Annotated in this window: 29 protein-coding genes; 21 read left to right on the plus strand and 8 right to left on the minus strand. The window is 66.6% G+C overall.

Annotated elements, in window-relative coordinates:
• Positions 1-218 precede the first annotated feature (218 nt).
• The 6 genes from QOZ99_RS04705 to QOZ99_RS04730 all read left to right on the plus strand — a co-directional run bounded on the left by QOZ99_RS04705 (position 219) and on the right by QOZ99_RS04730 (position 6208).
• Positions 219-623 carry a c-type cytochrome gene (locus QOZ99_RS04705; RefSeq protein ID WP_306888794.1) on the plus strand — a complete coding sequence of 135 codons (405 nt, stop codon included), beginning with the start codon at positions 219-221 and terminating at the stop codon, positions 621-623.
• 40 nt (positions 624-663) lie between these two features.
• On the plus strand, positions 664-1638 hold the full coding sequence (locus tag QOZ99_RS04710) for a quinoprotein relay system zinc metallohydrolase 2 (RefSeq protein ID WP_306888795.1): 975 nt from the start codon (positions 664-666) through the stop codon (positions 1636-1638).
• A 405-nt stretch (positions 1639-2043) separates the two neighbouring features.
• Positions 2044-3849 (plus strand): lanthanide-dependent methanol dehydrogenase XoxF5, encoded by a 1806-nt coding sequence (gene xoxF5 / locus QOZ99_RS04715; RefSeq protein ID WP_306888796.1) that lies wholly within the window; start codon positions 2044-2046, stop codon positions 3847-3849.
• Between the two features lie 215 nt (positions 3850-4064).
• A complete protein-coding gene (locus QOZ99_RS04720; RefSeq protein WP_306888797.1) occupies positions 4065-4667 on the plus strand; it encodes a c-type cytochrome, methanol metabolism-related in 603 nt (200 codons plus the stop codon).
• A 1-nt stretch (position 4668) separates the two neighbouring features.
• Complete coding sequence (locus QOZ99_RS04725; protein ID WP_306888798.1) at positions 4669-5532, plus strand: substrate-binding domain-containing protein; 864 nt, start codon at positions 4669-4671, stop codon at positions 5530-5532.
• A 31-nt stretch (positions 5533-5563) separates the two neighbouring features.
• Positions 5564-6208, plus strand: a complete 645-nt coding sequence (locus tag QOZ99_RS04730; RefSeq protein ID WP_306888799.1) for a PQQ-dependent catabolism-associated CXXCW motif protein — start codon at positions 5564-5566, stop codon at positions 6206-6208.
• Between the two features lie 81 nt (positions 6209-6289).
• Here QOZ99_RS04730 and QOZ99_RS04735 read toward each other — a convergent pair whose 3' ends face one another.
• The 6 genes from QOZ99_RS04735 to QOZ99_RS04760 all read right to left on the minus strand — a co-directional run bounded on the left by QOZ99_RS04735 (position 6290) and on the right by QOZ99_RS04760 (position 11430).
• A complete protein-coding gene (locus QOZ99_RS04735) occupies positions 6290-6910 on the minus strand; it encodes a hypothetical protein (protein ID WP_306888800.1) in 621 nt (206 codons plus the stop codon).
• Positions 6911-6995: 85 nt separating this feature from the next.
• Complete coding sequence (locus tag QOZ99_RS04740) at positions 6996-7838, minus strand: lanthanide ABC transporter permease protein PedC (RefSeq protein WP_306888801.1); 843 nt, start codon at positions 7836-7838, stop codon at positions 6996-6998.
• The gene (locus tag QOZ99_RS04745) at positions 7835-8629 is read right to left on the minus strand and encodes a lanthanide ABC transporter ATP-binding protein PedB/LutE (RefSeq protein ID WP_306888802.1); all 795 of its coding nucleotides are present in this window, start codon (positions 8627-8629) and stop codon (positions 7835-7837) included. The genes QOZ99_RS04740 and QOZ99_RS04745 overlap by 4 nt, the downstream gene beginning before the upstream one ends.
• Before the next feature lie 76 nt (positions 8630-8705).
• The gene (locus tag QOZ99_RS04750; RefSeq protein ID WP_306888803.1) at positions 8706-9143 is read right to left on the minus strand and encodes a cupredoxin domain-containing protein; all 438 of its coding nucleotides are present in this window, start codon (positions 9141-9143) and stop codon (positions 8706-8708) included.
• A 48-nt stretch (positions 9144-9191) separates the two neighbouring features.
• On the minus strand, positions 9192-10178 hold the full coding sequence (locus tag QOZ99_RS04755; protein WP_306888804.1) for a PQQ-dependent catabolism-associated beta-propeller protein: 987 nt from the start codon (positions 10176-10178) through the stop codon (positions 9192-9194).
• Positions 10179-10203: 25 nt separating this feature from the next.
• Positions 10204-11430: a lanthanide ABC transporter ABC transporter substrate-binding protein PedA1 gene (locus tag QOZ99_RS04760; protein ID WP_306888805.1), complete on the minus strand. Its 1227-nt coding sequence runs from the start codon at positions 11428-11430 to the stop codon at positions 10204-10206.
• A gap of 254 nt (positions 11431-11684) precedes the next feature.
• Between QOZ99_RS04760 and QOZ99_RS04765 the strand changes: the two genes are divergently transcribed.
• Genes QOZ99_RS04765 through QOZ99_RS04780 form a run of 4 tightly spaced genes read left to right on the plus strand, consistent with a single transcriptional unit; the run spans position 11685 to position 14719 of the window.
• Positions 11685-12206, plus strand: coding sequence for a DUF3280 domain-containing protein (locus QOZ99_RS04765; RefSeq protein ID WP_306888806.1), 522 nt, complete (start codon positions 11685-11687; stop codon positions 12204-12206).
• Positions 12203-13225, plus strand: coding sequence for an ABC transporter substrate-binding protein (locus QOZ99_RS04770; protein WP_306888807.1), 1023 nt, complete (start codon positions 12203-12205; stop codon positions 13223-13225). The genes QOZ99_RS04765 and QOZ99_RS04770 overlap by 4 nt, the downstream gene beginning before the upstream one ends.
• A 7-nt stretch (positions 13226-13232) precedes the next feature.
• A complete protein-coding gene (locus tag QOZ99_RS04775) occupies positions 13233-13982 on the plus strand; it encodes an ABC transporter permease (protein ID WP_306888808.1) in 750 nt (249 codons plus the stop codon).
• Positions 13979-14719 (plus strand): ABC transporter ATP-binding protein, encoded by a 741-nt coding sequence (locus QOZ99_RS04780; RefSeq protein ID WP_306888809.1) that lies wholly within the window; start codon positions 13979-13981, stop codon positions 14717-14719. The genes QOZ99_RS04775 and QOZ99_RS04780 overlap by 4 nt, the downstream gene beginning before the upstream one ends.
• A 299-nt stretch (positions 14720-15018) precedes the next feature.
• Here QOZ99_RS04780 and fae read toward each other — a convergent pair whose 3' ends face one another.
• Entirely contained in the window at positions 15019-15525 is a 507-nt protein-coding gene (fae, locus tag QOZ99_RS04785) for a formaldehyde-activating enzyme (protein ID WP_306888810.1), read from the minus strand.
• Between the two features lie 494 nt (positions 15526-16019).
• Between fae and QOZ99_RS04790 the strand changes: the two genes are divergently transcribed.
• From QOZ99_RS04790 to QOZ99_RS04835, 10 genes are all read left to right on the plus strand, one after another.
• Complete coding sequence (locus tag QOZ99_RS04790; RefSeq protein ID WP_306888811.1) at positions 16020-16229, plus strand: hypothetical protein; 210 nt, start codon at positions 16020-16022, stop codon at positions 16227-16229.
• A gap of 191 nt (positions 16230-16420) precedes the next feature.
• Entirely contained in the window at positions 16421-18007 is a 1587-nt protein-coding gene (locus tag QOZ99_RS04795; RefSeq protein ID WP_306888812.1) for a sensor histidine kinase, read from the plus strand.
• Entirely contained in the window at positions 18004-18693 is a 690-nt protein-coding gene (locus QOZ99_RS04800; protein WP_306888813.1) for a response regulator transcription factor, read from the plus strand. Before QOZ99_RS04795 ends, QOZ99_RS04800 begins: the two co-directional genes overlap by 4 nt.
• Positions 18694-18859: 166 nt before the next feature.
• Positions 18860-18937: a pyrroloquinoline quinone precursor peptide PqqA gene (gene pqqA, locus QOZ99_RS04805; protein WP_183188636.1), complete on the plus strand. Its 78-nt coding sequence runs from the start codon at positions 18860-18862 to the stop codon at positions 18935-18937.
• Positions 18938-18974: 37 nt separating this feature from the next.
• On the plus strand, positions 18975-19913 hold the full coding sequence (pqqB, locus tag QOZ99_RS04810; protein WP_306888814.1) for a pyrroloquinoline quinone biosynthesis protein PqqB: 939 nt from the start codon (positions 18975-18977) through the stop codon (positions 19911-19913).
• Entirely contained in the window at positions 19910-20647 is a 738-nt protein-coding gene (pqqC, locus tag QOZ99_RS04815) for a pyrroloquinoline-quinone synthase PqqC (RefSeq protein ID WP_306888815.1), read from the plus strand. The genes pqqB and pqqC overlap by 4 nt, the downstream gene beginning before the upstream one ends.
• Positions 20644-20952 (plus strand): pyrroloquinoline quinone biosynthesis peptide chaperone PqqD, encoded by a 309-nt coding sequence (pqqD, locus tag QOZ99_RS22390; protein WP_306888817.1) that lies wholly within the window; start codon positions 20644-20646, stop codon positions 20950-20952. The genes pqqC and pqqD overlap by 4 nt, the downstream gene beginning before the upstream one ends.
• On the plus strand, positions 20949-22091 hold the full coding sequence (gene pqqE / locus QOZ99_RS04825) for a pyrroloquinoline quinone biosynthesis protein PqqE (protein ID WP_306888818.1): 1143 nt from the start codon (positions 20949-20951) through the stop codon (positions 22089-22091). The genes pqqD and pqqE overlap by 4 nt, the downstream gene beginning before the upstream one ends.
• 21 nt (positions 22092-22112) lie before the next feature.
• The gene (locus QOZ99_RS04830) at positions 22113-22811 is read left to right on the plus strand and encodes a hypothetical protein (RefSeq protein WP_306888819.1); all 699 of its coding nucleotides are present in this window, start codon (positions 22113-22115) and stop codon (positions 22809-22811) included.
• 197 nt (positions 22812-23008) lie between these two features.
• Positions 23009-23347, plus strand: coding sequence for a hypothetical protein (locus QOZ99_RS04835; protein ID WP_370876798.1), 339 nt, complete (start codon positions 23009-23011; stop codon positions 23345-23347).
• Positions 23348-23428: 81 nt separating this feature from the next.
• Here QOZ99_RS04835 and QOZ99_RS04840 read toward each other — a convergent pair whose 3' ends face one another.
• Positions 23429-24250: a quinoprotein dehydrogenase-associated SoxYZ-like carrier gene (locus tag QOZ99_RS04840; protein WP_306888820.1), complete on the minus strand. Its 822-nt coding sequence runs from the start codon at positions 24248-24250 to the stop codon at positions 23429-23431.
• Between the two features lie 245 nt (positions 24251-24495).
• Between QOZ99_RS04840 and QOZ99_RS04845 the strand changes: the two genes are divergently transcribed.
• Positions 24496-25659 (plus strand): patatin-like phospholipase family protein, encoded by a 1164-nt coding sequence (locus QOZ99_RS04845; protein ID WP_306888821.1) that lies wholly within the window; start codon positions 24496-24498, stop codon positions 25657-25659.
• Positions 25660-25665 lie beyond the last annotated feature (6 nt).

Below are 25665 nucleotides of genomic sequence, written 5' to 3' on the forward strand. Positions count from 1 at the left end.
TGTCGGGTATGATCCACGCCAGAATCCACGCCGTTTTGCCGGCTGCGGACCGGTGGCGCCGCGACGAAATGCGCGGGCCAAATCGGCGCGGCGGACTGGACCTTTCTGGCCCTAGGATCATTCTAACGAGCGCGCTATGCTCGCGACTGAGGATTAAGCCACTTGCCAAGCGCCGCGTGTGACGGCGCGTTCAAACGATCTCTGCCTGGAAGGACGCCATGAATCGCTTCGCCATTTCCGCCGCCCTCATTGTGCTCGGCACCACGGCCGCCCTTGCCCAGAGCCCGGCGGGCGACCCTGCAAAGGGTGCCAATGTCTTCAAGAAGTGCATGGCGTGCCACGCCGTAGGCGAGGGCGCCAAGAACAAGGTCGGTCCCGAGCTGAACGGCATTGTCGATCGCAAGATGGGCGCGATCGAAGGGTTCAACTATTCCGAGACACTCAAGGAACACAACGCCAAGGGCGATACGTGGACCGCGGAAGTTCTCGATAAGTACCTGGAAAATCCCAAGGCCTACCTGCCGGGCATCAAGATGGTGTTCGCGGGCCTGCCCAAGGAGACCGATCGCGTCGACCTGATCGCCTATCTCAGCACCTTCAACGCCGACGGCACCAAGAAGTAGCCGGAGGCTGCTTCCCCTTGAGGGAAGCGGAGGCCCGACCATGTCGGTCGAAGACGTGCCGGATCGTCGTCGCGTTCTCCTCCTCGGCGCCGCTCTGGCGTCGGGGGCGGTGATTGATTCGCGCGCGCCCGTTGCGGCGGATGCCGCGCCGCGCGAGGCCGAGCCGCTGCCGCTCGAGGAAGTGGCGCCTGGAATTCTCGTCTACCGGGCGCCTTATGCGCTGGTGGCGCCGGAAAACCAGGGCGCCATCGCCAACATGACGCTGGTCGTCGGCCGTGACGCGGCGGCGATCATCGACACCGGCAACAGCCGGCTGGCCGGCGCGCGCATGCTCGCCGCGGCCCGTGCGGCGACGGATCGGCCGATCCGCTATGTCATCAACACCCACATGCACCCCGACCACACGCTGGGCAATGCCGCGTTCGAGGGCGAGGGGGTGCGTTTCGTCGGCCATTACAAGCTGCCGCGGGCGCTCTCGGTGCGCACCGACACCTATCTCGATCAGGCCCGCCGGATGCTTGGCGACATGGCGGCAGGCACGCGAATCGTCCTGCCGGACCTCCTCGTCACCGAACGGATGGAACTCGATCTCGGCGACCGGGTGCTGCTTCTGGAGGCACACCCGACCGCCCATACCGACAATGACCTGACGATTCGCGACAAGACGACGGACACCTGGGTGATGGGCGATCTGGTGTTCATCGGCCATGTTCCGACCCTCGACGGCAGCCTCAAGGGGTGGCTCGCCCTGCTGCAACGGCTTGACGGCGAAGCGGCGGCGCGCGCCGTGCCCGGCCATGGACCGGCGCAGGTGCCCTGGCCGCAGGCCAGCGCCGACGAGCGGCGCTATCTTGGCCGGCTCCTCGCCGACGCGCGCGCCCTCATCGCCCGTGGCGGCGCGATGGGCGAAGCGCCGCAGGCGGTGGCGCAAGGTGAGAGCGGGCGCTGGGCGCTGTTCGACGAATTCAACGCGCGCAACGCGATCGCCGCCTATCACGAGCTGGAATGGGAGTGAATGCTGCGCTGCCGCATGGTTGACGCAGCCGGATAGGCCCAAAGATCAACGCTTTTTCTTGGTGCCATCCTATGCTGCACTGCGAAGAGTAATCTGGTATATTTTATACCTGACCGCAATTGCGAGAAGATCATAATAAGACTTCCTTCTCATAAGAGTTCTTATTGCGCGTTGCTGGAATTCGGATTAGCCTTCCTCATGTTTTCGGCTTCAACGGCTTTCAAGGGGGAAATCCCTTGATCCGGTTCGTAGGCCAGCTTGGGGCGAGGGCCCCCGTGAAGATCCGGCTGCCTCTCCCCCAGCCGGTCGTGACACGCTGCCGAAAACATAAGCTCAGAACGGCAACAAGCCGCGAGGGGGCCGCCCGTAGGGTGGTTCCGGAGGATCGTTCAGGAGGAGAAAGGCATGCGCAAGGTTCTTGCAGCAGCATTCGTTACGGCTGCGGCCGCCTATGCTTGGCCCGCCGTGGCCAATGATGGGCTGATGAACATTATCAAGGACCCCAAACAATGGGGCATCCAGACTGGTGACTACGCCAATACCCGTTATTCGAAGCTCGACGAAGTCAATGCTGGCAATGTCGGCAAGCTCCAGGTCGCGTGGACGTTCTCGACCGGTGTGCTGCGCGGCCACGAAGGTGGCCCGCTGATCATCGGCGACGTGATGTACGTGCATACGCCGTTCCCCAACATCGTGTATGCGCTCGACCTGAACAATGACGGCCGTATCATCTGGAAATACGAGCCGAAGCAGGATCCGAACGTCATCCCGGTTATGTGCTGCGATACCGTGAACCGCGGCCTTGCCTATTCCGACGGCACGATCTTCCTGCATCAGGCCGACACCACGCTCGTCGCTCTCGACGCCAAGACCGGCGCCAAGAAGTGGTCGGTGGTCAACGGCGATCCGAAGAAGGGCGAGACCAACACCGCGACCGTCATGCCGGTCAAGGACAAGGTCATCGTCGGCATCTCGGGCGGCGAATTCGGCGTGCGTTGCCACGTCACCGCCTATGATACCAAGACCGGCAAGCAGGTCTGGCGCGGCTATTCCATCGGCCCCGACAGCGACATCCTGGTCGACCCCGAGAAGACCACCGATCTCGGCAAGCCGGTCGGCAAGGATTCCTCGCTGAAGAGCTGGGAAGGCGATCAGTGGAAGATCGGCGGCGGCTGCACCTGGGGCTGGTATTCCTACGATCCCGAGACCAACCTCGTCTATTACGGTTCCGGCAACCCCTCCACCTGGAACCCGTCCCAGCGTCCCGGCGACAACAAGTGGTCCATGACCATCTGGGCGCGTGACGCCGATACCGGCATGGCCAAGTGGGTCTACCAGATGACCCCCCACGACGAGTGGGACTATGACGGCGTCAACGAGATGATCCTCACGGATCAGAAGATGGACGGCAAGGATCGCAAGCTCCTCACCCATTTCGACCGCAACGGCTTCGGCTATACGCTGGACCGCGTGACGGGCGACCTGCTGGTGGCCGAGAAGTTCGACCCCGCCGTCAACTGGGCGACAAAGGTCGATATGGACCGCAGCAGCCCGACCTTTGGTCGTCCGCAGGTTGTGTCCAAGTATTCGACGGCCCAGCAGGGCGAAGACGTGAACACCAAGGGCATCTGCCCGGCGGCTCTGGGTACCAAGGACCAGCAGCCGGCGGCCTTCTCGCCCAAGACCGGCCTGTTCTACGTGCCGACCAACCATGTCTGCATGGACTACGAGCCGTTCCGCGTCAGCTATACCGCCGGTCAGCCCTATGTCGGTGCGACCCTGTCGATGTATCCTGCCCCCAACAGCCATGGCGGCATGGGCAATTTCATCGCCTGGGACAACACCAAGGGCAAGATCGTGTGGTCGCTCCCCGAGCCGTTCTCGGTGTGGTCGGGCGCTCTCGCCACGGCTGGCGACGTGGTGTTCTACGGCACGCTGGAAGGCTACCTGAAGGCGGTCGATAGCAAGACGGGCAAGGAACTCTACAAGTTCAAGACCCCGTCGGGCATCATCGGCAACGTCACCACCTATGAGCACAAGGGCAAGCAGTACATCGCCATCCTGTCGGGTGTCGGTGGCTGGGCGGGCATCGGCCTTGCGGCCGGCCTGACCGACCCGAATGCCGGCCTTGGCGCGGTGGGCGGCTATGCGGCGCTGTCCAGCTACACCAACCTGGGTGGCCAGCTCACGGTCTTCGCACTGCCGAACTGACGAGATGACGGAGGGCGGGTCCGGCTTCACCGGCCCCGTATCTTCCCTGACGACGAGGGGCCTGGCTGCCGGTTTGTCCGGTACGCCAGGCCCCGCCGTCTCGGGATATCTGTCTTTATGAGAATCTTAGAAAAATTCTTGGTCCCGACTTCGCTCCTCTCCGGGCGCGGAATCCGGATTATCGCCCCGCCGGGGGGCTTCAGGAGACTGATTTCATGACGAATTCCGCTCGCGGATGGCTTGTTTCCGGCATCCTGCCGGCATCCGCCCGCCTGTCCGCCCTGGTGCTCGGCGCCGTGGTGTCCGCTGCACTGGTTCTGCCGACCCCCTCGCACGCGCAGGATGCCAACACCACGGCCGCCAAGCCGACAACCGAGGCGAAGGAGAAGGACGATCTGGGCAAGTACACGCTGCCGGACGGCGATCCGACCTACAACATCGCCCCTGACGGCACGCTGGACTGGTACACCTATAGCGGCTATCGCCGCTACCATGCCGAGTGCCATGTCTGCCATGGCCCCGACGGCATGGGCTCCTCCTACGCTCCCGCGCTCGCGGATTCGCTGAAGACCCTGACCTACGCCCAGTTCATGGAAATCGTGGTCAACGGCAAGAAGAATATCGGCGTCGGCACGGCGGATCAGGTGATGCCGGCCTTCGGCGAGAACAAGAACGTGATGTGCTACCTCGACGACATCTACGTCTATCTCAAGGCCCGTGCCGACGGCACGCTGGGCCGCGAGCGGCCGAGCAAGCGCGAGGACAAGACGAAGGCATATACCGCCAATGAGAACCAGTGCTTCGGACGTCCGGGCTGACATGATGCGTCGGTTCGCGGGTTTCGCCGTGCGAGGGCTTGCGGGCCTCGGCCTCGCCGCCGTCGCGGGCCTCTGCCTTGGCGGCCTGTCGGCGGCCCGGGCGCAGGTCTCCGACCTTGTCGACCGCTCGACGCTGCGGGTCTGCGCCGATCCGGCCAACATGCCCTTCACCAACGAGAAGGGCGAGGGCTTCGAGAACAAGATCGCCGAGCTGCTCGCGCAGAAGCTCGGCCTCACGCTCGACTACACCTGGTTTCCGCAAGCGACCGGCTTCTACCGCATGACCCTCGGCTCCAAGCGCTGCGATCTGGTGATGGGCTATGTGGCCGGTGGCGATCCGGTGCTGAACACCAACCCCTATTACCGTTCGGCCTGGGCGCTGGTCACGCCGCGCGACGGCGACCTCGCGGCCGTCGACACGCTGGAGGACCCCCGGCTCAAGGGCCGGCGGATCGGCGTCGTGGCCGGCACCCCGCCGGGAGACCTGCTGGCCCGCAACGGGCTGATGGGCGCGGCGCGGCCCTATTCGCTGATGGTCGACCGGCGCTTCGAAAGCCCGGCCGAGGCGATGATCGCCGATATCAATGACGGCACGATCGATGCCGGCATCCTGTGGGGGCCCATCGGCGGCTATTACGCGCGCGCCTCGGCCAAGCCGCTGAGCGTCATGCCGCTGGTCAAGGAGAAGGGGGATCCCTCGCTGGTCTATCGCATCACGCTGGGGATCCGGCCCGGGGAGCTGAACTGGAAGCACCAGCTCAACACCTTCATCCAGAACGAGCAGGGCGCGATTGACCGCATCCTGCTGGACTATGGCGTGCCGCTGCTCGATTCCCACAATCGGCCCCTTGAGCGGGCCCCTTGAGGGCGGGGGCGGCAGACAGAGCGAGGACACGATGAGCACCCGCCGCCCCGAACCGCCCCTGGCACGGCTCGCCTGGCTCGGCATGGCCGGGCTCGCGCTGGCGCTGCTGATTCTCTCCCCCGCCGTCGGCCAGCAGCCGAGCCCGGCGCCGCTCGTCGCGCCCCCTGCCGCGCCGCTTGCCGGCCCGGCCGCCCCGGCGCCGATCGCCGAGCCGGGCGATTACCGCATGGAGGCCTACCGCGCCCCCACCCCGGCGACGCTCACGGGCGCAACCGTGCTCGACACGCCCGCCGCGCAGGCTCTGTGGCGCGACAAGGCCGCGCTGTTTGTCGATGTGATGCCGCGCGACGTGAAGCCGGCGAACCTTCCCGCCGGCACGATCTGGCGCGACAAGAAGCGCGATCACCTGCCGGGCAGCGTCTGGCTACCCAATGTCGGCTATGGCGCGCTCAGCCCGGAAATGGATGCCTATTTCCGCCGCAGCCTCACGGACATCAGCGCCGGCCGCAAGGACGCGGTGCTGGTATTCTATTGCATGACCGATTGCTGGATGTCGTGGAACGCCGCCAAGCGGGCGCTCGCCTATGGCTATACCGGCGTCGCCTGGTATCCGGCCGGCAGCGATGGCTGGGCCAGGGCGGGGCTGCCACTGGAATCGGCGACGCCGCGCGAGTGAGGGCGGGCGGCGGCACAAATACAGGTCCGTCGCAACGAACCGGGCGAGGGCGCCGGAAAGACGCCCTCGCAACAGGGGATGTCACTCCATCGCGCCCTGGATGGTGCGGGCAAGGGCGAAGGCGCGCTGTTCGAGGATCACCGGGCTCTCGCACACGGCGGTGACGGCCTGCGCCCGCGTGTCATAGATGCGGGTATCCCACAGCACCTGCTTTTCCATCTCGGCGGCCTTGGCCTTCTCGTCGTCGGTCGTGGCCGCCTTCTTCGCCTTGGCCAGCGCCAGGCTCTCATCCTTGATCCGCTGGGACAGGGCGATCTGGTGCTGCGAATAGCGCTCGATGCCGGTGAGGATGCGCGTGCGCAGCCCATTGATCTCGTCGAACACGCCGGCGAAGAGCAGCGTGAGGCGCTCCTTCTTCTGGGCGCCGGCCTGCTGGGCGAAATCGCCGATCAGCGCATCCGCCTGCTCCAGCGGCACGCGGCGGGCGATCAGCAGCGGCACCACATCGGCCACCTGGCGATCCTCGCGCCATTTGAGGTTCTCGATCGGCGGGCCGGCCCACATCTGCCCGGCCGCCAGCGTCGCCACCTTCGGCTGGATGCACGGCCAGAGCGGATCCGCCGAGGAAGCGGCAAAGGCGGGCGAGGCCGCGAGGAGGAGGGCGATCGGCGCACCGAAACGGAGCGTGCGGGGCATCGGCATGGAACGTGTCCTTGGAATCACGGCGGGAAGACGGGGCGCGGGGCTCATCGTGCAGGCATCACGGGCGGGCCGTATCGAGCGCGCGTCATCGGGCATCCTCGGGCCCGCCGCGCCGCGCCATCATGCCGGCGGACGGATCATAGGCGAGGATGGCGGCGGCGAGAAACACCAGCGCACATAGGGCAACCACCAGCGCGGCAAAAGGCTCGAACTGGCCATAGAGCGCGAAGCGAATGAGTTCCACCGCATAGGTGAACGGGTTGAGCGTGCAGATCCACCAGAGCACGAGGCTGCTCTCCTGAACGCGCCAGAGCGGATAGAGCGCGGAAGAGGCAAAGAACATCGGGAAGATGACGAAATTCATCACGCTCGCGAAATTCTCCATCTGCCGGAACACCGAGGACATGACCAGCCCCATGGCGCCGAGCATGAAGCCGCTGAGCAGCAGCGCCGGCAGCACCGCGACATAGCCGACCGGCGGCAGTTCCACCTCCCAGAACCAGGCGACGGCGAGGAAAGTATAGACCTGCAGCACCGATACCAGGATGCCCGCCAGCAGTTTGGAGACGAGCAGGAACCAGCGCGGATAGGGGCTCACCAGCAGAATGCGCATCGCGCCCACTTCCCGGTCATAGACCATGGAGAGGGAGGATTGCAGCCCGTTGAACAACTGGATCATCGCCACGAGGCCCGGCGTCACATAAACCTCGTAGAGCACATAGGTCTCATACGGCGGAATGATGGAAACGCCGAGCACGGAGCGAAATCCGGCCGCGAAGATGAACAGCCAGACCAGCGGGCGCACCAGGGCCGAGAGAAAGCGCCCGCGCTGGTTGAGAAAGCGCAGCCCCTCGCGCCAGCAGATGCCGGCCATGCACACGAGATAGCCGGGCAGGGAGAGCCGGAATCCGCCGGGCGGGAGGCTCATGGCGCGCTTGCCCCCGGCACCGGATCGGCCTCGCGCACCAGGTTGAGGAACGCGTCGGCGATGGCGCGGGCACCGGCCTGCGCCAGCACCTCGTCATGGCTGCCTTCGGCGCGGATGCGCCCGCGATGGAGCACCACCACGCGGTCGTCGGGCGCGATCTCCTCGATGATATGGGTGGCCCACAACACGCCGATGCCCTCCTGCGCCACCAGTTCGCGCACCTGCGCGACCAGCGCGGCGCGGGAGGCGATATCGAGCCCCACCGTCGGCTCGTCGAGCAGCAGCAGATGCGGGCGATGCATCAGCGCGCGGGCGATCTCGACACGGCGCATCTGCCCGCCGGAGAGGTTGCGCACCCGCTCGTCCGCCCGATCCGCGAGGCCGGCCCGCTGCAGCACCTCCAGCGCCCGCCGGCGCCCGGCGCGAAAGCCGATGCCGTGCAGCGTGGCGTGGTAGACGAGATTCTGCGCGACCGTGAGTTCAAGGTCGAGCGTGCGCGCCTGAAATACCACGCCAAGCCGGCTCAGCGCGGCGGCGGGGCGGCGGCGCACATCCTCGCCCAGCACCTCGATGCCGCCGCTGCGATTGTCGTAGAGGCGGGTGATGAGCGAAAACAACGTGGTCTTGCCGGCGCCGTTCGGCCCGAGCAGGGCGGTGAAGCTGCCGGCCGGCACGGTGAGGCTCACATCGTCCAGCGCCTTGCGGGTGCCGAAGGCATGGGTGACATGGGTCACGGCGAGGGCCGGGAGAGCGGCGGGCGCGCGGGAGGCCGGGTTCGGCGGAGCCGTCATCGATCGTCCGGTCGGAAAAATGTCCCCGGCGGGAGCCGGGGACAGTGGGATCATGAGGCGAAAGGGAATGCACGGCTCATTTGACGATGAATTCCCCGGACATGCCGCGCTCCTCCATGCCCTTGCAATACCAGGCAAAGCTGCCGGGCTTGATCGGCACGAAGAAGATCTCGGCGTCGCCGGCCTCCTCGAATTCGATCTCGGTCAGCGCCAGCGCCTTCACTTCCGCCTCGCCGGACTCGACCTTGCGCAGGAAGATGTTCTGGAACAGGCCGGGTGACTGGAAGGCGCATTCCTTCTTGCCGGTCGACTTGATGGAGAGCGAATAGGACTTGCCGGTCTCCAGCTCGTATTTCTTCTGCGACACCCCGTAGCCGGAATCGCCGAGACCGACGGTCAGCTCCGGCAATTCGGTCGGCTTGACGGTGAGGTCGCCCTTGGCGTGGGCAGCCCCGGCGAGGGCGAGCGTGGCGGCCAGCGTGGCGGCAAAGGCGGCGGCGAAAGGCGGCTTCATGGCGTATCCTCCAGATATCGTTGGGTTCGTCAGGTGGTGATGGCCGTCTCAGGGAACGATGACGACGCCCCACGGCGCACGGCCGACCGGCACCGATTTGGTGACTTTCTCGCTGGCGACATCAATGATCGAGACGTCGTTGGAGTTGCCATTGGTCGACACCAGGAACTTCTCGTCCGGCGTGAAGCCGAGCTGCCAGACGCGCTGGCCGACCAGCAGATATTTCTCCACTTCCAGCGTCTTGGTGTTCACCACCGCGACGCGGTTGGCCGGGCCGAGGGCGATGAAGGCCTTGGAGCCGTCCTTGGTGATGCGCACGCCGACCGGCTGGATCGCATCATTGTTCACGCCGGGGATCTTGAAGGAGATTTTCTTGACGATCTTCCAGGTCGCCGGGTCGATCACCGAGACGGTGCCGCCGACCTCGGAGGAAACCCACAGCTGCTTGCCGTCCTTCGAGAACTCGGCGATGCGCGGGCGTGAATCGACGAGGATGTTCTCGATGATCTCGTTGGTTGCCGTGTCCACCACATGGGCCATGTTGGTGGTCTCGGAGGTGTTGACCATGTACTTGCCGTCCGGGCTGATGCCCATGCCTTCCGGCTCGACGCCGACGGGGATCTCGGCGATCAGGTCGTTATTCTCGACATTCACCACCGTGACCATATTGTCGTCTTCGTTGGCGATATAGAGCGGATTGCCCGAGGGGTGCAGCACGAACAGTTCCGGGTCCGGGCCCGAGCGCAGCGTCTTCACCAGCTTGAGCGTCGCGGCATCATAGACCTCGACGCGATTGTCGTCGGAGGCGCAGACATAGATCAGCTTGCCGTCCGGGCTGGCGGTGATGCCGCGCGGGCGGCGACCGGTCTTCACCGTCTGCAGGACCTTGAGGCTCTCCATGTCGACCACGCTCATCGTGTGGTCGCGCTCGTTCGAGACGAAGGCCCGCGGGCTTGCCTGCGCCGGCAGTGCGTCTGCCACCGCCAGCCCGGCGAGGGCGGCAAGGCTGGCGGACAGCAAGGTCTGGCGTTTCATCAGTTCCTCCTGGAAGCGTTTGATTTTATTGGAATTTGCAGAGCGTCTCGGGCTTGTCGACGCCCAGCGTGTCGAGCGGCGTGACCTGGTGCAGGAAGCCCTGCTGCGGCGAGAGCGTCACGGTATTGGTGGCGTGCGTGAGCAGGATCGGCTGGCGCAGCTGGTGGTCCCACGGGCGGAACGAGGCGGCGACGCCCTTGAATACCGGCAGGTCGTAATCGGGCGAGAGCATTTGCGCCCGCACCTTGGCGGGATCGCTGGAGCGCGTCTTCAGCCCGGCCGAGCCGACCGCGAACACACCTTCCCACATCTGGAAATCGAGCGGCTGCATCAGCCGGCCGGACTGCTTGAAGAACCGGCTCTGCAGCTGCGAGGCGCCCCAGTTTTCCATGGTCGGATGCCACGATAGCGGCATCAGGCCCTGCGTGCCGGCGATGGGGCGCGAGAGCCAGGTATTATAGGGCAGGATATCGCCGAACTCGCCGAGTTCGTCGGCAACGATCAGCATGTCGTATTCGCCGACCTGCGTGCCGCGCGGCACTTCCGACTGCGCGGTGGCGCGCGCGTCCGGCCCGTAATCCCAGGTCTTCTCGGCGACGATCTTAGCCCCGAATTTGGTGGCGGAACGGCGCACGGCCTCGGCATAGAGCTTGTCGTTGTCGGTGCGCCCGACCATCAGGAACCAGTTGCGCCAGCGCTTGCTGATGAGGAACTGCGCCAGCGCATCCGTCAGCATGGCCCGGCTCGGGGCGATGTGGAACACGTTGGCGCGGCAATCCTGCTGTCGCAGCCGGTCATCCGTGGCGCCGACATTGATGAGGATGACGTCGCTGTCCTTCAGAGCGTCGGCGATGCGCAGCAGCTGGTCGGGCGGCACGTCGAGCAGGATGAAGCGGTTGCCCGCATCGACCAGCTTCTGCGCGGCGGGGAGGGGATCGCCCTCGGTCGGCACGGTCTCGCTGGTGAGCTTGTAGTCCAGCTTGAGGAAGCGCCCGCTGGTGAGGTTGTCGCGCAGACCCAGCTGGGCGCCGGCAATGCCGAGATCGTCCGGCGGCATCTGCAGCGGCGCCACCCAGGGCGGCGGCTCGGGAAGCTGGCGCACCACGCCGATATTGAAAGTCTGCCCGGGCGCAATCGGCGCCGCTGCCTTGGGGGCGGCGAGCGGCGGGGCAGCCTCCTGCGCGACGGCGGGAAGCGCGAAGCAAGCCATAGCCAGCAGCGCCGCGCCGGTCGCGCCCGCTTTCATTCTCATCGGCATTTCCATCCCACGGCTCTATTTGTTGGAACTGTTGCCCATCGCCGTACCGGAACACTAAGCAATGAGATCTAAGTATTCAACACAATAGAAAACATAAGAAACTAATAAGCTCTATTGGTCATGACTATATTGGGTCGGCACACGATGTCTTGATATCGGGAACTTTTCCCCGGGCAGTTGCAGGTGCCGTTGTTGCGCTTATGATCACGCCAGCGTGCCGATGAGCGCGTCGTCCGGGAGAAGCCGCCATGTCCGCTCTTGCTCGTATCGGCGCCGTGCTGGGGGCGTTTCTCTGCCTCACGGGCACCGGCGCGGCGGCGACCCGCGTGGCGGTGTTCGACTTCGAGCTGTTCGACACCAGCGGCGAGGCCAGCCTCAACGGCCCCAAGCCGGAGGAGGCGCATCGGCTCGCGTTGATTTCGGCCGATCTGCGCGAGCGGCTGACCAAAGCCGGCTATCAGCTGGTCGATCTCGCCCCGCGGAAGGCGGAAATCGAGGAGGCCTCTCCGCTGCGCAACTGCAATAGCTGCGAACTCGCCATCGCTCGCGCGGCCGGGGCGCAGATCGAGGTGATCGGGCTGGTGCAGAAAGTGTCGAACCTCATCCTCAACATCAATTTCCAGCTGCGCGATGCCGAGAGCGGCGCCGTGCTGCGGGCCGGCAGCGTCGATATTCGCAGCAATACGGATGAATCCTGGCTTCGCGGCGTCTCCTATCTCGTGCGCAACCGCCTGCTCGATCCGCCGCTCACCGGAAAGGCCGCGCCATGACGCCTCCCCCCGCTCTCTCGCGCCGCGTCCTGCTGACGGCGGCCGCGGCGCTGCCTTTGGCGGCGACCCTGCGCGCTCTCCCGGCATCGGCGCAGACGCCGGCCACGGGTCGCTTGCCCGGGCTGCGCATCGGCACGCTGAAATTCGGCACGCTCAACTGGCTGGTCGAGACCATCCGCGCCGAGGGGCTCGACACGCGCGAGAACCTGCCGATCGCGAGCGTCGACTTCGCCGGCGGGCAGGCCACCACGGTGGCGCTGCAGGCGGGCGACATCGATCTCATCGTATCCGATTGGCTATGGGCGCTGCGCCGACGCAATGACGGCGAGCCGCTGCGTTTCGCGCCGTTTTCCACCGCGCTCGGCGCGGTGATGGTGGCGGCGGACGGGCCGGTGAAAAGCCTGGCCGATCTCAAGGGCCGCAAGCTCGGCGTGGCCGGTGGCGCGCTGGACAAGAGCTGGCTGCTGCTGCGCGCCTATGGCCGCAAGCTGTTCGGCGCCGATCTGATGGAGGTGGCCGAGCCGGTCTTCGGCGCCGCGCCGCTGGTCAGCGAGCAGCTCGCGCTCGGGCGGGTCGATGCCGTGCTGACCTTCTGGCCCTATGCGGCGCGGCTCGACGCGCGCGGCTTCACGCGGCTGGTCGACATGAAGGAGGTCGTCACCGGGCTCGGCATCGATCCGGTTCCGCCGCTGGTGGGCTATGTCTGGCGCAACGCCATCATGGCGGAGAAGGGGGCTTCGGTTGCCGCTTTCCTGCGCGCGGCCGCCGCCGCCAACCGCGTGCTCGCCAGCTCCGATGCCGCCTGGGTGCGCATCCGCCCGCTGATGCAGGCGAGCGACGACGCGGAATTCGCGCGGCTGCGCGACTATTACCGCGCCGGCATTCCCGGCAGTTTCGGCGAGGCCGAGCGGCAATCCTGCGCCCGGCTGTTCCAGGTGCTGGCGGAACTCGGCGGGGCCGAACTGGTGGGGCCAAATCCCAGCTTCGACCGGGCGCTGTTCGGCCCGGTCGGGGAGTAGGGCCGGCGTGTCCACCGCCTCCCGCCTGTTGATGTCGGCCCTCTCGCTGCTGGCGCTCATGCTGGTCTGGCAGGTCGCGGCGTGGTGGGCGGCCTCGCCCCTGCTGCCGGGGCCGGCGGCGGTGCTGGCGGCGATGATGCGGGCGGCGGAGGGTGGCGCGCTGCAGCGCAACATCGCCATCACGCTGGCGCGGGTGGCGGCGAGCTTCATAATCGCCATGCTGCTCGGCTCGGCCATCGGCATCGCGCTCGGCCGTTCGCCGCGCCTCAATGAGCTGTTGGGCCCGTGGGTGATCGTGCTGCTCAACCTGCCGGCGCTGGTGATCATCATCCTGTGCTACGTGTGGTTCGGGCTGACCGAGGCGGCGGCCATCACCGCCGTGTCGATCAACAAGATCCCCAATGTGGCGGTGACGATGCGCGAGGGCGCCGCTGCCCTGTCGCGCGACCTCGACGAGATGGCGCGTGTGTACCGGCTCGGGCGCTGGAAGCTGCTGCGCCATGTCACGCTGCCCCAGTTGGTGCCGTTCTTCACCGCCAGTGCCCGCTCCGGGCTGGCGCTGACCTGGAAGATCGTGCTGGTGGTGGAACTGCTCGGCCGCTCCAATGGTGTCGGCTTCGAATTGCAGACCGCGTTCCAGATGTTCGATGTCGCCCTGGTGCTCGCCTATGCGCTGGCCTTCACCGCCGTGGTGCAACTGATCGAGATCGGCCTGCTGCAGCCCTGGGAACGGCGGGTCAACCGGTGGCGGCGATGAGCGCGATCGGCATCCACATCATGGGCAAGCAGTTTCCCGCCCGCGCGGGCGCGCCGGCGCGGGAGATCTTTCGCGATTTCCGTCTCGACGTCGCCGCCGGCGAGTTCCTCGTGCTGCTCGGGGCCTCGGGCCTTGGCAAGACGACGCTGCTCAACATCATCGCCGGGCTCGATGCCGAGTATCGCGGTGCGATCCGGTTCGCGGGCGCGCCGCCGCGCATTGCCTATGCCTTCCAGAGCCCGCGCCTGCTGCCCTGGCGCACCGTGCTGGAAAATGTCGCGCTGGTGCTGCCCTCGGGAACCGAAGGGCAGGAGGCGGCGCGGGCCATGCTGGCGGATGTCGGGCTCGCGGAATTGGCGGATGCCTATCCCGAGCGGCTCTCGCTCGGCCAGCAGAGGCGCGTCGCGCTGGCCCGCGCCTTCGTCATGCGCCCGGACCTGCTGCTGATGGACGAGCCCTTCGTCTCGCTGGACACGGCGAGCGCGCGCCGGCTCCGGGATTTGCTGCGCCGGCTCATCATCCAGCACCCGGCGACCGTGCTGTTCGTGACCCATGACAGCCGCGAGGCGGCGGCCCTGGCGAGCCGCATCGTGCGGCTGGAAGGAACGCCGGTGCACATCGCGCGCGACGTTCGGGTCGAGCTTGGCGTTACCGAGCGCGGCTCGCCCGCGCGATTGCAGGCCTTTCTGAGCGATGCCGGGCTGGCCGAGCCCGAGGCGTTGTCCGGCGGAGCCTGACCGCCGCACGCGGCCCGATATTCCGCGGCCCGAAATTTCGCCGCCCGGCGCGTTCCGGCCGCGATGCCGCAACGGTCCTTGCATCGAGCGTGCGACATGAAAAAGCCCGGAGCACAAGGCTCCGGGCTTATGGCAAGTCGGCGTTTCGGGAGAGGGCGGAGGTCCGTCGTCTCCCTCACGAAAGCGAAGGCGTCACGCCCTCACTTATCGAGAAATATCGCCGCCAACCGCTGGAGCAGGCCCTTCGGATGAGATGGGGCCGTGGGCGGTGGTGTTGTCTGCCCAGGGTTGCTTCCGATCTAAGCGGCGAACGGATGCTTGGCGGCGCCGGCCTTGGCGAGAACTTCGCCGATCTTCGGATCGCCATCGACGGCGCGCTTGAGCGCCTCTTTGGTCGCCTCGTAGTTGAACTGCTGGATCTTGGCGTCGTCAGCCGCCTCCCAGTGGATGAACACGCCGACCGAGATGAACAGGTCGTCGGCTTCTTCTTCCGGGATCACGCCTTCGGCGACGCTGTCCACCACCGCCTTGGCGACGGCATACTGCGCGGGGCCGAACATCTGAACGGCCTGGCGGGCGTCCTTGATGGTGACCTTGTTGAACAGGATGGTGTTGGGCTTGGCGAGCAGGTTCGGCGTCACGACCGCGAGCAGCGAGGTGAAGCCATCCTTGTTGTTGGTCAGCGCGTTGACGAAGGCGCTTTCCGCAGCCGAGCCGCGCGGCCCGATGATCAGGTCGATATGAGCAACTTCGTTGCCGTCGCCGACGAGCGACTCACCAATAAGTACCTTATTGATCTTGGCCATCTAAACTACCTCCCAAAGCAGGGTTTCACGAGCAAGGAACGGGGCGTCCCTCTCTAATGTCCCGGCTATCTTTGTTGCAGCGTTTGGGGACACCAAACCGGTTGGCCCGATAGCGCGACCGACACGTTACGGGCGAGAGACTAGGCCCGCTTCGCTTTTAACTGCAAGGGATTCTTCGCGCTTCCGCAGGATTGACAACGCTTTCCGGCCGCACGCGCCAAAAGGTCGCCGCCGCCTGCGCGCCGATGAGGAATAAGGCGGCATGATGAAGAGTTATGCATCCCGCGCATTCGCCGTCGGCCCGTCGCGCCGGCTGTGGCAGAATGTAGCTGGTGGTCGTGGCGGGTGGTCGCGCACGGTTCTCTGGCATTCATCTTGCTTTGGCATACCAGCGCCGGAAGGCGCAGATCGGAGTGGCCTTTGGTGCCGCAAATACCGGTCTTGGGGGGAGATGATCGCGGGAGTGGCTTTGTCGCACGCCGAGGGAGCCGCTTATGGAACTCATACTGTCTATCTGTCTCGTGGCGAATCCGGGAACCTGCCGTGAGGAGGCGCTCTCGGTCAGCGTCGAGCAGACGCAGATGCCGATGCAGTGCATGATCGCCGCGATGCCGACCATTGCCGAATGGAGCGGCACGCACCCCAAGTGGAAGGTGCACAAGTGGCGCTGTGGCCGCGCCAACATGGGCGGCCGGGACATCTGAGCGGCAGGCGCCGCCACCCGTCGCCGTTGCCGTCGCCGGGGCTGATCGGCGGCCGTTCGGGCTCACGCTCTGCTGCGGCGCAGCGTGCGCGAGCGCGCGGTCCATGAAATCATTCCCGCGGGCGGCCTGTCGGCTGCCGTGTTCGGGAAGGCAGCATGGGGCGCGGCAGTTTTTCATCGCTGAGGGCGCGAATGGCGTTGCTGCTCGCGGTGGCGGTTTTCGTCACCGCTGCGGCGGCCGTGCTGATCGTGGTCGTGCTCGGTCGGGCCAATGTCGAGCTGGACCGCCTTGTCTCCGCGCAGAACCGGCTGGAACTGCTATCGTCCATATCCGGCCGCATCGGCGATTATGCGCTGGTGTCGCTGCAGTCGGCGCAGCAGCCGGGCGAGCGCAACCGCGACGCGCTGGCGGCGGCCCGGCAGGCGACGCTCGCCGCCTTCCAGCGCTTCGAGACCGCGCTTGGCTTCGAAGTCGAGCGCCGCGGCGACGAGGAACAGCGCACGCTCATGGCCGCGCGCAGCCGCACCGTGGCCCGGCTCCGGGCGCAGTTCGAGGGGATGGACCGGCAGGTCCAGGCCGCGCTGCAGCAGGCCGATCCCACCACGGCCGTGCGTGTGGTGCTGGATGTGTTCGCCGCCGGCTTCGGCGCGCCGCTCAGCCTCGCCATGGAGGAAGAGCGCACGGATGCCCGCGGCGCGCAGGAATCGGTGCATGACCTACGCGAGAGCGCGATGCGCTGGGGTCTTGCCGGCGTGCTGCTCGCCGGCCTTGTCGCGGTGGTGCTCTATCAGGTGCTGGGGCGCTCGCTGGTGCGCCGGGTGGCCGATGTCGCGACCGCCGCCGCCGCCATCGCCCAGGGGCGCACCGACATCCGGCTGACCGTGACCGGCCATGACGAACTCAGCCTCGCCATGGCGCGGTTCAACCGGATGGCCGCCCATCTCGCCCGGCGCGAGGCGCGGTTGATTGCCGACCAGAGGCGGCTGCAGGAGATTGTCGACGCCCGCACCGCCGAATTGCGCGGGGCGAACACGCGGCTGGAGAATGTCGATCTCGCCCGCCGCCGCTTCTTCACCGATGTGAGCCACGAATTGCGCACGCCGCTCACCGTCATCCTCGGCGAGGCGGAGGTGACGCTGCGTGGGGCGCGGGCCAGCGAGGAGGACCTGCGCGCCGCGCTGATGGTGATCCAGAACCGTGCCCGCAAGCTGCACCGGCGTGTCGAGGATCTGCTGCGCATTGCCCGCTCCGAGAGCGGGCAGATCGAGCTGGAGCGTTCGCTGTTCCTCGTCGCCGATCTCCTGCGCGAGGTGCAGGAGAGCATGCTGCCGCTGGCGCGCGCCGCCGGCCTGTCGCTGGAGGTCGCCTGCACCTCGCCGGGCGTGGCCATCGAGGCGGACCGCGACTGGTTGCGCCAGACCATGGACGGCCTGGTCGCCAACGCCGTGCGCCACTCCCCGGCCGGCGCCGTGGTGCAGCTGGAGGCCGAGCGTGCGGGCGGCGAGGTGCTGCTGCGGGTGCGCGACCACGGCACCGGCATTCCTGCGCAGGAGCTGCCGCATGTCTTCGAGCGCTTCTGGCGCGGGGTGGCGGGCACGCGCGAGGGCCCCGGCTTCGGCATCGGCCTCGCCCTTGCCAAATGGATCGTGGACCGGCATGGCGGCCGGATCGACATAGAAAGCGGCACCGCCGACGAAGGGGGAGGCCGCACGGGGACCTGCGTGACCGTGCGGCTGCCTGTCCCGGTGCCCGACATAACGGTGGAGGCGGCCCAATGACCATTCTCATCGTCGAGGACGATCCCGACATCGGCTCGCTGCTGCGGCGCGGCTTCGCCTCGGAGAGCTATCAGGTCGAACTGGTGGGCGATGGCGAGCAGGCGCTGCGGGCCGCGACCGGCAAGCCGCTGGAGGCGATCATTCTCGACGTGATGCTGCCCGGGCGCTCCGGCATCGAGGTGTGCAAGGCGTTGCGCGCGGGCGGGCAGACCGCGCCGATCATCATGCTTTCGGCCCGTTCCAGCGTGAACGAGCGTACGGAAGGCCTGCTCGCGGGGGCCGACGACTACATCGTCAAGCCCTTCGCCTTCGAGGAATTGCTGGCGCGGGTGAAGGTGCAGGCGCTGCGGCGCAGCAGCGGGGAGGGCGAATCACGCGTGCTCACCGCCGGTCCGCTGGCGCTCGATCTCGATACGAGGCAGGCGCTGCTGGGCGGCACGCGGGTGCGCCTCACCGAGCGCGAGGTGGAACTGCTCGCGCTGCTGATGCGCCATGCCGGCGAGCCGCTGGCGCGCGCCGATATCTTCGCCGCGCTATGGGCCGGCCATGGCGGGGCCTCGCTGAATGTGGTGGATGTCTATGTCGGCTATCTCCGCCACAAGCTTGCCGAGGCAACCCCGGAAGGCGGGCAGATGATCGTCACCGTGCGCGGGCGCGGCTTCATGTTCGAGGTGCGAGCCGCTTGACCGGATTTCGTGGCATAATGTATGCCTTTGAAGATATTTTTGGCATTGCTTGACGAGTGGGGATATCGTCTCCACATTACTCATGCGGTGCTAAGTACCGTGCAAACAACCGGCCTCTTATCAACTTCTTATGAAGTATAAGCGGCAGATAATCCTGGAGGAAGAAATGGCCTGGACCACTCCGCATATCGTCGAAGTTTGCGTCGGAATGGAAGTCAACGCCTATATGCCGGCTGACTTCTGAGCTTGGGACGGCCGGCTGGACCGGGGGTGACGCTGCGATGCCAACCTCCGTGTCCCGCCCGCGTCTCATCGTGCTCGGCTCGGCAGCCGGCGGGGGCTTTCCCCAATGGAACTGCCGATGTCCGGTCTGCGCGCTCGCCTGGGACAATGATCCCCGTGTCCGTTCGCGGACGCAGACCTCCATCGCGGTGAGTGCGGATGGTGAGCGGTGGGCCCTGGTGAATTGCGCACCGGAAATCCTGTCGCAGATCCGATCCGTGCCGGCATTGCATCCGCGAGGAAGCCGCCGGCAATCGCCGGTGGCTTCCGTGCTGCTGACCAATGCCGATATCGACCATGTCGCGGGTTTGCTGAGCCTGCGCGAGGCGCAATCCTTCAGCCTCCTCGCGACGCCGGGCGTGCATCAGGTGCTGCGCACCAGCAGCGCCTTCGATGTGCTGGCCGAGGGCGTGGTCGAGCGGCGCAAGGTGGAACTCGGCGCCTCCTTCGATCTGGTCGAGGGTGTCAGCGCCACGATCTTTCCCGTGCCGGGCAAGATCGCGCTCTATCTGGAGGCCCGCGAGGAGGCCGATACCGGTGCCCTCGTCACCGACCGCCAGGGCGAGCAGACCATCGGCGTCGAATTGAGGCTGGGCGAGGCCCGCGTGCTGTTCATTCCCGGCTGCGCCGCCATGACCGACGCGCTCCGCGAGCGGCTGGCCGGCGCGGATGTGGTGCTGTTCGACGGCACGCTGTGGCGCGATGACGAGATGGCGCTGGCCGGGGTCGGCGCCAAGACCGGACGGCGCATGGGTCACATGAGCATGTCCGGTGCGGAGGGCTCCATGGCGGCCCTTGAGGGGCTCGATATCGGCCGGCGCATCTACGTGCACATCAACAATACGAATCCGGTGCTGATCGACGGCTCGCCGGAGCGCGTCGCGGCCAACCGGGCCGGGTGGGAAATCGCCGAAGACGGGATGGAGATCCTTCTATGACCACGCTGCTGTCGGCCGAGGAACTCGAGGCGCGCCTGCGCGACGTCGGCACGCGCCGCTATCACAATCTTCACCCGTTCCATCGCCTGCTGCACGACGGCAAGCTCGATCTCGGGCAGGTTCAGGCCTGGGCGCTGAACCGCTATTATTATCAGGCGATGATCCCGGTGAAGGATTCCTCCATTCTCGCGCGGATGGACGAGCCCGAGCTGCGGCGCGTCTGGCGCCAGCGCATCATCGACCATGACGGACATCACGAGGGCGAGGGCGGCATCGCCCGCTGGCTGAAGCTGACGGACGGGCTGGGCCTCGATCGCCACGCCGTGACCTCGCTGCGCAGCCTTCTGCCGGCAACACGCTTCGCGGTCGATGCCTATGTGCATTTCGTGCGCGAGAAGAGCCTTCTGGAGGCGATCGCCTCCTCGCTCACCGAGATGTTCTCGCCCGGCATCATCGGCGAGCGGGTCGCCGGCATGCTGAAGAACTATGATTTCGTCTCCCGGGAGACGCTGGCCTATTTCGAGAACCGCCTCACCGAGGCGCCGCGCGATGCCGATTTCGCGCTCGATTACGTCAAGCGCCACGCCCGCACGCCGGAGCAGCAGGACGCGGCGATCCGCGCGCTGGAATTCAAGTGCGACGTGCTGTGGGTGCAGCTGGACGCGCTCTATTTCGCCTATGTCGATCCGAAAATGGGCTATCCCGGCGCCTTCGCGCCCAAGGAGACGCGATGACCGCACTCGTTACGTCAGCCATTCCCAGGCTCGCGCGCGGCGTGCGCCTGCGTCACGACGAGGCCCGCGGCCAGTGGGTGCTGCTGGCGCCCGAGCGCGTGCTCAATCCCGATCCGGTGGCGGTGGAGATCCTGAAGAAGGTGGACGGCGTGCGTTCCATCGACATCATCATCGATGAACTGGCGAGTGCCTTCACCGTGGATCGCGAGCGCGTCGCCACCGATGTCGACGCCTTCCTCGCCGGGCTGAAGGAGAAGGGGATCGTCACGCTCGCGGCCGTGACCGTGGGAGATGCGGCCTCATGAACGTGGTCGCCCAGCCCCTCGCGCAGCCGCTCGCACGCCCCGCCCCGCCCGCGCCCTATGGCATGCTGGCCGAGCTGACGCATCGCTGCCCGCTGCAATGCCCCTATTGCTCGAACCCGGTCGACCTCGACCGCCGCACGGTCGAACTCGATACACAGACGTGGCTGCGCGTGTTCTCGGAAGCGGCCAAGCTCGGCGTGCTGCAGGTGCACCTGTCCGGCGGCGAGCCGACCGCGCGGCGCGATCTGGAATCGATGATCCGCCACTGCGTCGAGGTGGGCCTCTACACCAACCTCATCACCGCCGGCGTCGGCGTCACGCCGGAGCGGCTGGCGGCGATTTCGGACGCGGGCGTCGACCATGTGCAGCTCTCCTTCCAGGGGGCGAGCGTCGAGGTGACGGACAAGGTCTCGAATTTTCGCGGCGCGCATGAGAGGAAGCTTGCCGTGGCGCGCGAGGTGCGCCGGCTCGGCCTGCCGCTCACCATCAATTCCGTGGTGCACCGGGCCAATATCCACCAGATCCCCGATTTCATCCAGCTGGCGCTGGAGCTTGGCGCGGGGCGCATCGAGATCGCCCATTCGCAATATTATGGCTGGGCTCTGCGCAACCGCGGCGCGCTGATGCCCACGCGCGACCAGGTGTTCTGGGCGCTCGACGTGGTGGAGGAAGCGCGCGCGCGGCTGAAGGGCCAGCTCACCATCGATGCGGTGGTGCCGGATTATTACGCCAAATATCCCAAGCCCTGCATGAATGGCTGGGGCCGCCAGTCGCTCAACGTCACGCCGTCCGGCAAGGTGCTGCCCTGCCATGCGGCCGAGACCATTCCCGGCCTCGATTTCTGGAACGTGCGCGAGCATGGCCTGAGCGACATCTGGCTGAATGCGCCTTCGTTCAACGCCTTTCGCGGCACCGACTGGATGCCCGATCTGTGCAAGAGCTGCGAGCGCAAGGAGAAGGATTGGGGCGGCTGCCGCTGCCAGGCGATGGCGATTGCCGGCGATGCCGCCGCCACCGACCCCGCCTGCCACAAATCACCGCTGCACGCGCATCTGCTCGCCCTCGCCGAGGCTGACGCTGCGGGCGGTGAGGTCGCCTATGACTATCGGCGCTATGTCGTGCCGGACCGGGCGAACTGAACCCTTTCAGGAGTATCGCCCATGCCCCGACTGTTCGCGCGCCGCCCTCTCTCCGGGCTCGCCGCGCTTCTCGTTTCCGCCCTGCTGTCCGGCGCCGCGCTGGCTGCGCCGACCGCGACCGAGCTCTTCTTCGATACGCCCTACCTTTCGCAGGTTCCGGCCGGCACGACGCTCGACTACGTCTACAAGCACGTGACGGCCCGACCCGATCTCGGCGAGAGTTTCGACGAGACGCTGGCGATGAAGGTGGACGCCGCCCCGGACGATGCGGCCGGGCGCATCGCCAATGTGGTGATCCATCGAGGCGACAAGGAGGGCGAGGCCGGCCCGTTCCCCACGCGCAACGGCAATCCGATCTCGCTCGTGCTGCTGGAGCGCGACGTGAAGGAAATAGCCCTGCTCACCAAGGGCAGCCCGTTCTACCTGCGCAACCGGCTGCGCGACCATCTTGCCAGCGGCACGGTCGAGCCCGCGCGCTTCTCCTTCGAGGGGCGCGAGGTCGAGGGCTGGAAGCTGACCATGTCGCCCTTCGCGCAGGATCCAAACAAGGACAAGCTGCTGGAACTGGCCGATCGACGCTATGAGTTCATCTATTCCGAGGCCGTGCCGGGTGGGCTCTACGCGATCCGCGTCATCACGCCCGCCAAGGACGGGGCGGCCAACCTCATCGAGACCAGCCTGACTCTGACCGGTGCGAGCGCGCCGACGGCCACGAAATAAGCGCCGATAAAAACACGCCGAACAGGCGACCCGAGGAGAAAGCCATGTCCATCAACGCCAGCAGGATCGCCCGCGGCGGCGCCCATTTGCTGCTGACTATCCCGCTGCTCGCCGCGTCCCTGCTCGTGCCCGTCATTCCCGGCGTCGCACACGCGCAGGACGCCAGTCCGCCGGCCACGTCGGGCGCGGCCTCGACCCTGGCGCCGGTGGCGGCCGGCGCGAGCAAGCCGGCCCCTTCCGTGTCCGGCGCCGGCCTCATCAATGACTATCCCACGGTGGCGCGGGCGGATTACGTGTTCGGCTGCATGGCGGCAAATGGCCAGTCGCGGCAATCGCTGGAGAAATGCTCCTGCTCGATCGACACGATCGCGACCATCCTGCCTTACGAGAAATATGTCGAGGCCGAGACCATCCTCAGCGTCGGGCAGGTGGCTGGCCAGCAGGCGGAGGTGTTCCGCTCCACCGCCATGTTCCGCGACATCGTCGCCGATCTGCGCCGCGCGCAGGCCGAGGCCGAGATCACCTGCTTCTACTGAGGCATTATCATCTGGCATTATCCCGGACGGCCCGCAGGGCCGATCCGGGATCGCTGACCGGGAGAGGGCGCCGCGCGGGGCTCACCCGGCCGGCTTCAGGTCGCCCTCGAAGCGGCGCCCGTCCGTGTCGGCGGCGTCGACATGGATTTCCTTGCCGCTGGGCTCATAGGAAAACTGGATCGCCGGATCCTCGCTGAGCGAGATGCCGCCTTCCATCGAGAATACCAGTTCGTCGCCCTGCTTGACCTCGATCGCGTCGACGAACTTGGCCGGGATGTAGAGCCGGGTGATCTGGTCCATCTGCAGCCCCGAATAATTCGGGTGGCGGATCATGAGCTGCAGCTGCGAGACGCGGTTCGCCTTGGTGGCATCCCCCATCTGCCCGTCCTTGACCAGGCGCAGCTTCATCTGGCCGATGCTCTTCAGCGCGGCCTCCTCGTCCTTCATCGCGGGCGCCGAGCAGCCGCCGGAGGCCTTCACGAAGCGCTCGCCCATATGCAGTTCGCCGTCGCTCAGTTCGGCGATGGCGCGGATATAGCTGTAGCTGTTGACCCGCAGCCGGGTGCCGAGCGTCAGGTCGTGACGCGCGCCGCCGAAGGTGAAGGTGGCCGCGACCGGGGCGGGATTCTCGTCGACGATGAGGGTCAGCTTCTTCACCGTGCGGCTATCGCCCGCCGGCAGCGCCACCTCCACCGTGATGGGCACCAACGCGGCGTCTTCGGCGCGGACCGGGGCGGTGAGCTGGACGAGCGGACTGCCGTCATGGATCGCCCGCTCGCCGAAAACATCGGGCTTGAGGCTGTTCCAGGTGGCGTCGGCGCCGGCGTCCTGTGCCGCGGCGGCGGAAACCGCCAGCGCGGAGAACAGGGCGACCGCGAGCAAAAGGCGGATGCGGTGTAGCATGAAACCTCCCACGAGCACGCCGGATCGTTGCTCGTCCGGCGATTGTCTCCATCATACACCCTGCCGAAGTGAAATTGCAGGCACGAAGGCGCGAGGCGGCTTCCTTTGCGTGAGCGCATCATTCCCCAGGCGGGAGGCCTCGCCAAAGGCATTAGGGCAATCACACTGTCATTGGCGCGGTCTAGGATGCTATCCTGCGGTTGCCCGTACCGGGCGGCGATACTATCAGGCGGAAACGGAGCGTCATGTCGACCGAGACCACCTCAACGCCATCCCCGCCCGATTCCGAGGCTCCCGAGGCGGTTGCCGCGGCCCCGCTTCGGCCTGCCGTTCATCCCGCGACCGAGGCCGCGAGCGCCGGGCCGGCCGGTGACGAGGACGCGGCGCCGTCCGCACGGGCCCCGGTGCTGATCGACCTCGCCCTGCAGGGCGGCGGCTCGCATGGTGCCTTCACCTGGGGCGTGCTCGACCGCTTCCTCGAAGAGCCCTGGCTGAAGATCGACGGCGTCTCCGGCACCTCGGCGGGCGCGATGAACGCGGCGGTGATGAGCTTCGGCTTCGCCAAGGGCGGGCCGGAGGGCGCGCGCGCGGCGCTGGCCAATTTCTGGGCCAAAGTGTCGGAGGCGGCGCGTTTCAGCCCGTTCCAGCGCGGCCCGATGGACAAGTTGCTGGGGCGCTGGACGCTCGACAATTCGCCCCTCTTCGTCGCCATGGACCTGATGTCGCGGCTGGTCTCGCCCTACGATCTCAACCCCGGCGGCGGCAATCCGCTGCGGGCGATCCTGGAGGAACTGATCGACTTCGACCTCGTGAAGGTCTCGCCGATCAAGCTGTTCATCACCGCCACCAGCGTGCGCACCGGGCGCGGCAAGGTGTTCCGCAATGCCGACCTGTCACCGGACGTGCTGCTCGCCTCGGCCTGCCTGCCCACCATGTTCCAGGCGGTGGAGATCGACGGCGAACCCTATTGGGACGGCGGCTATTCCGGCAACCCGACCATGACGCCGCTGGTGCGGGAACTGGATTCCGACGACACGATCCTCATCCCGATCAATCCGGTGGAGCGCGAGGGCACGCCCAGCAATGCCCGCGAGATTCTCAACCGGCTGAACGAGGTATCCTTCAACGCCGTTCTGCTGAAAGAACTGCGCATGATGGCGCTGATGCGCAAGGTTGCCGATCCCGGCAATAGCGAGGGCGCGCTATGGGCCAAGATGCGCATCCACATGGTGCCCAACAACGTCATGGGAACGCTTGGTTATTCGTCCAAGCTCAATGCCGAGTGGGAATTTCTCAGCATGCTGCGCGATGAGGGCCGCGCCTCGGCTCAGGCCTTTCTCGACGAGCATGGCGCCGATCTCGGCAAGCGTTCCACGCTCGACATCGATCAGCTTCTCGACGGCGTCTGACGCCGC

This window comes from Ancylobacter amanitiformis (assembly GCF_030814815.1).
Classification (GTDB): domain Bacteria; phylum Pseudomonadota; class Alphaproteobacteria; order Rhizobiales; family Xanthobacteraceae; genus Ancylobacter; species Ancylobacter amanitiformis.

Coding starts and splice junctions, on each gene's coding strand:
- QOZ99_RS04705 (WP_306888794.1), top strand. CDS start 219: ATGAATCGCTTCGCCATTTCCGCCGCCCTCATTGTGCTCGGCACCACG.
- QOZ99_RS04710 (WP_306888795.1), top strand. CDS start 664: ATGTCGGTCGAAGACGTGCCGGATCGTCGTCGCGTTCTCCTCCTCGGC.
- xoxF5 (WP_306888796.1), top strand. CDS start 2,044: ATGCGCAAGGTTCTTGCAGCAGCATTCGTTACGGCTGCGGCCGCCTAT.
- QOZ99_RS04720 (WP_306888797.1), top strand. CDS start 4,065: ATGACGAATTCCGCTCGCGGATGGCTTGTTTCCGGCATCCTGCCGGCA.
- QOZ99_RS04725 (WP_306888798.1), top strand. CDS start 4,669: ATGATGCGTCGGTTCGCGGGTTTCGCCGTGCGAGGGCTTGCGGGCCTC.
- QOZ99_RS04730 (WP_306888799.1), top strand. CDS start 5,564: ATGAGCACCCGCCGCCCCGAACCGCCCCTGGCACGGCTCGCCTGGCTC.
- QOZ99_RS04735 (WP_306888800.1), bottom strand. CDS start 6,910: ATGCCGATGCCCCGCACGCTCCGTTTCGGTGCGCCGATCGCCCTCCTC.
- QOZ99_RS04740 (WP_306888801.1), bottom strand. CDS start 7,838: ATGAGCCTCCCGCCCGGCGGATTCCGGCTCTCCCTGCCCGGCTATCTC.
- QOZ99_RS04745 (WP_306888802.1), bottom strand. CDS start 8,629: ATGACGGCTCCGCCGAACCCGGCCTCCCGCGCGCCCGCCGCTCTCCCG.
- QOZ99_RS04750 (WP_306888803.1), bottom strand. CDS start 9,143: ATGAAGCCGCCTTTCGCCGCCGCCTTTGCCGCCACGCTGGCCGCCACG.
- QOZ99_RS04755 (WP_306888804.1), bottom strand. CDS start 10,178: ATGAAACGCCAGACCTTGCTGTCCGCCAGCCTTGCCGCCCTCGCCGGG.
- QOZ99_RS04760 (WP_306888805.1), bottom strand. CDS start 11,430: ATGAGAATGAAAGCGGGCGCGACCGGCGCGGCGCTGCTGGCTATGGCT.
- QOZ99_RS04765 (WP_306888806.1), top strand. CDS start 11,685: ATGTCCGCTCTTGCTCGTATCGGCGCCGTGCTGGGGGCGTTTCTCTGC.
- QOZ99_RS04770 (WP_306888807.1), top strand. CDS start 12,203: ATGACGCCTCCCCCCGCTCTCTCGCGCCGCGTCCTGCTGACGGCGGCC.
- QOZ99_RS04780 (WP_306888809.1), top strand. CDS start 13,979: ATGAGCGCGATCGGCATCCACATCATGGGCAAGCAGTTTCCCGCCCGC.
- fae (WP_306888810.1), bottom strand. CDS start 15,525: ATGGCCAAGATCAATAAGGTACTTATTGGTGAGTCGCTCGTCGGCGAC.
- QOZ99_RS04790 (WP_306888811.1), top strand. CDS start 16,020: ATGGAACTCATACTGTCTATCTGTCTCGTGGCGAATCCGGGAACCTGC.
- QOZ99_RS04795 (WP_306888812.1), top strand. CDS start 16,421: ATGGCGTTGCTGCTCGCGGTGGCGGTTTTCGTCACCGCTGCGGCGGCC.
- QOZ99_RS04800 (WP_306888813.1), top strand. CDS start 18,004: ATGACCATTCTCATCGTCGAGGACGATCCCGACATCGGCTCGCTGCTG.
- pqqA (WP_183188636.1), top strand. CDS start 18,860: ATGGCCTGGACCACTCCGCATATCGTCGAAGTTTGCGTCGGAATGGAA.
- pqqB (WP_306888814.1), top strand. CDS start 18,975: ATGCCAACCTCCGTGTCCCGCCCGCGTCTCATCGTGCTCGGCTCGGCA.
- pqqC (WP_306888815.1), top strand. CDS start 19,910: ATGACCACGCTGCTGTCGGCCGAGGAACTCGAGGCGCGCCTGCGCGAC.
- pqqD (WP_306888817.1), top strand. CDS start 20,644: ATGACCGCACTCGTTACGTCAGCCATTCCCAGGCTCGCGCGCGGCGTG.
- pqqE (WP_306888818.1), top strand. CDS start 20,949: ATGAACGTGGTCGCCCAGCCCCTCGCGCAGCCGCTCGCACGCCCCGCC.
- QOZ99_RS04830 (WP_306888819.1), top strand. CDS start 22,113: ATGCCCCGACTGTTCGCGCGCCGCCCTCTCTCCGGGCTCGCCGCGCTT.
- QOZ99_RS04840 (WP_306888820.1), bottom strand. CDS start 24,250: ATGCTACACCGCATCCGCCTTTTGCTCGCGGTCGCCCTGTTCTCCGCG.
- QOZ99_RS04845 (WP_306888821.1), top strand. CDS start 24,496: ATGTCGACCGAGACCACCTCAACGCCATCCCCGCCCGATTCCGAGGCT.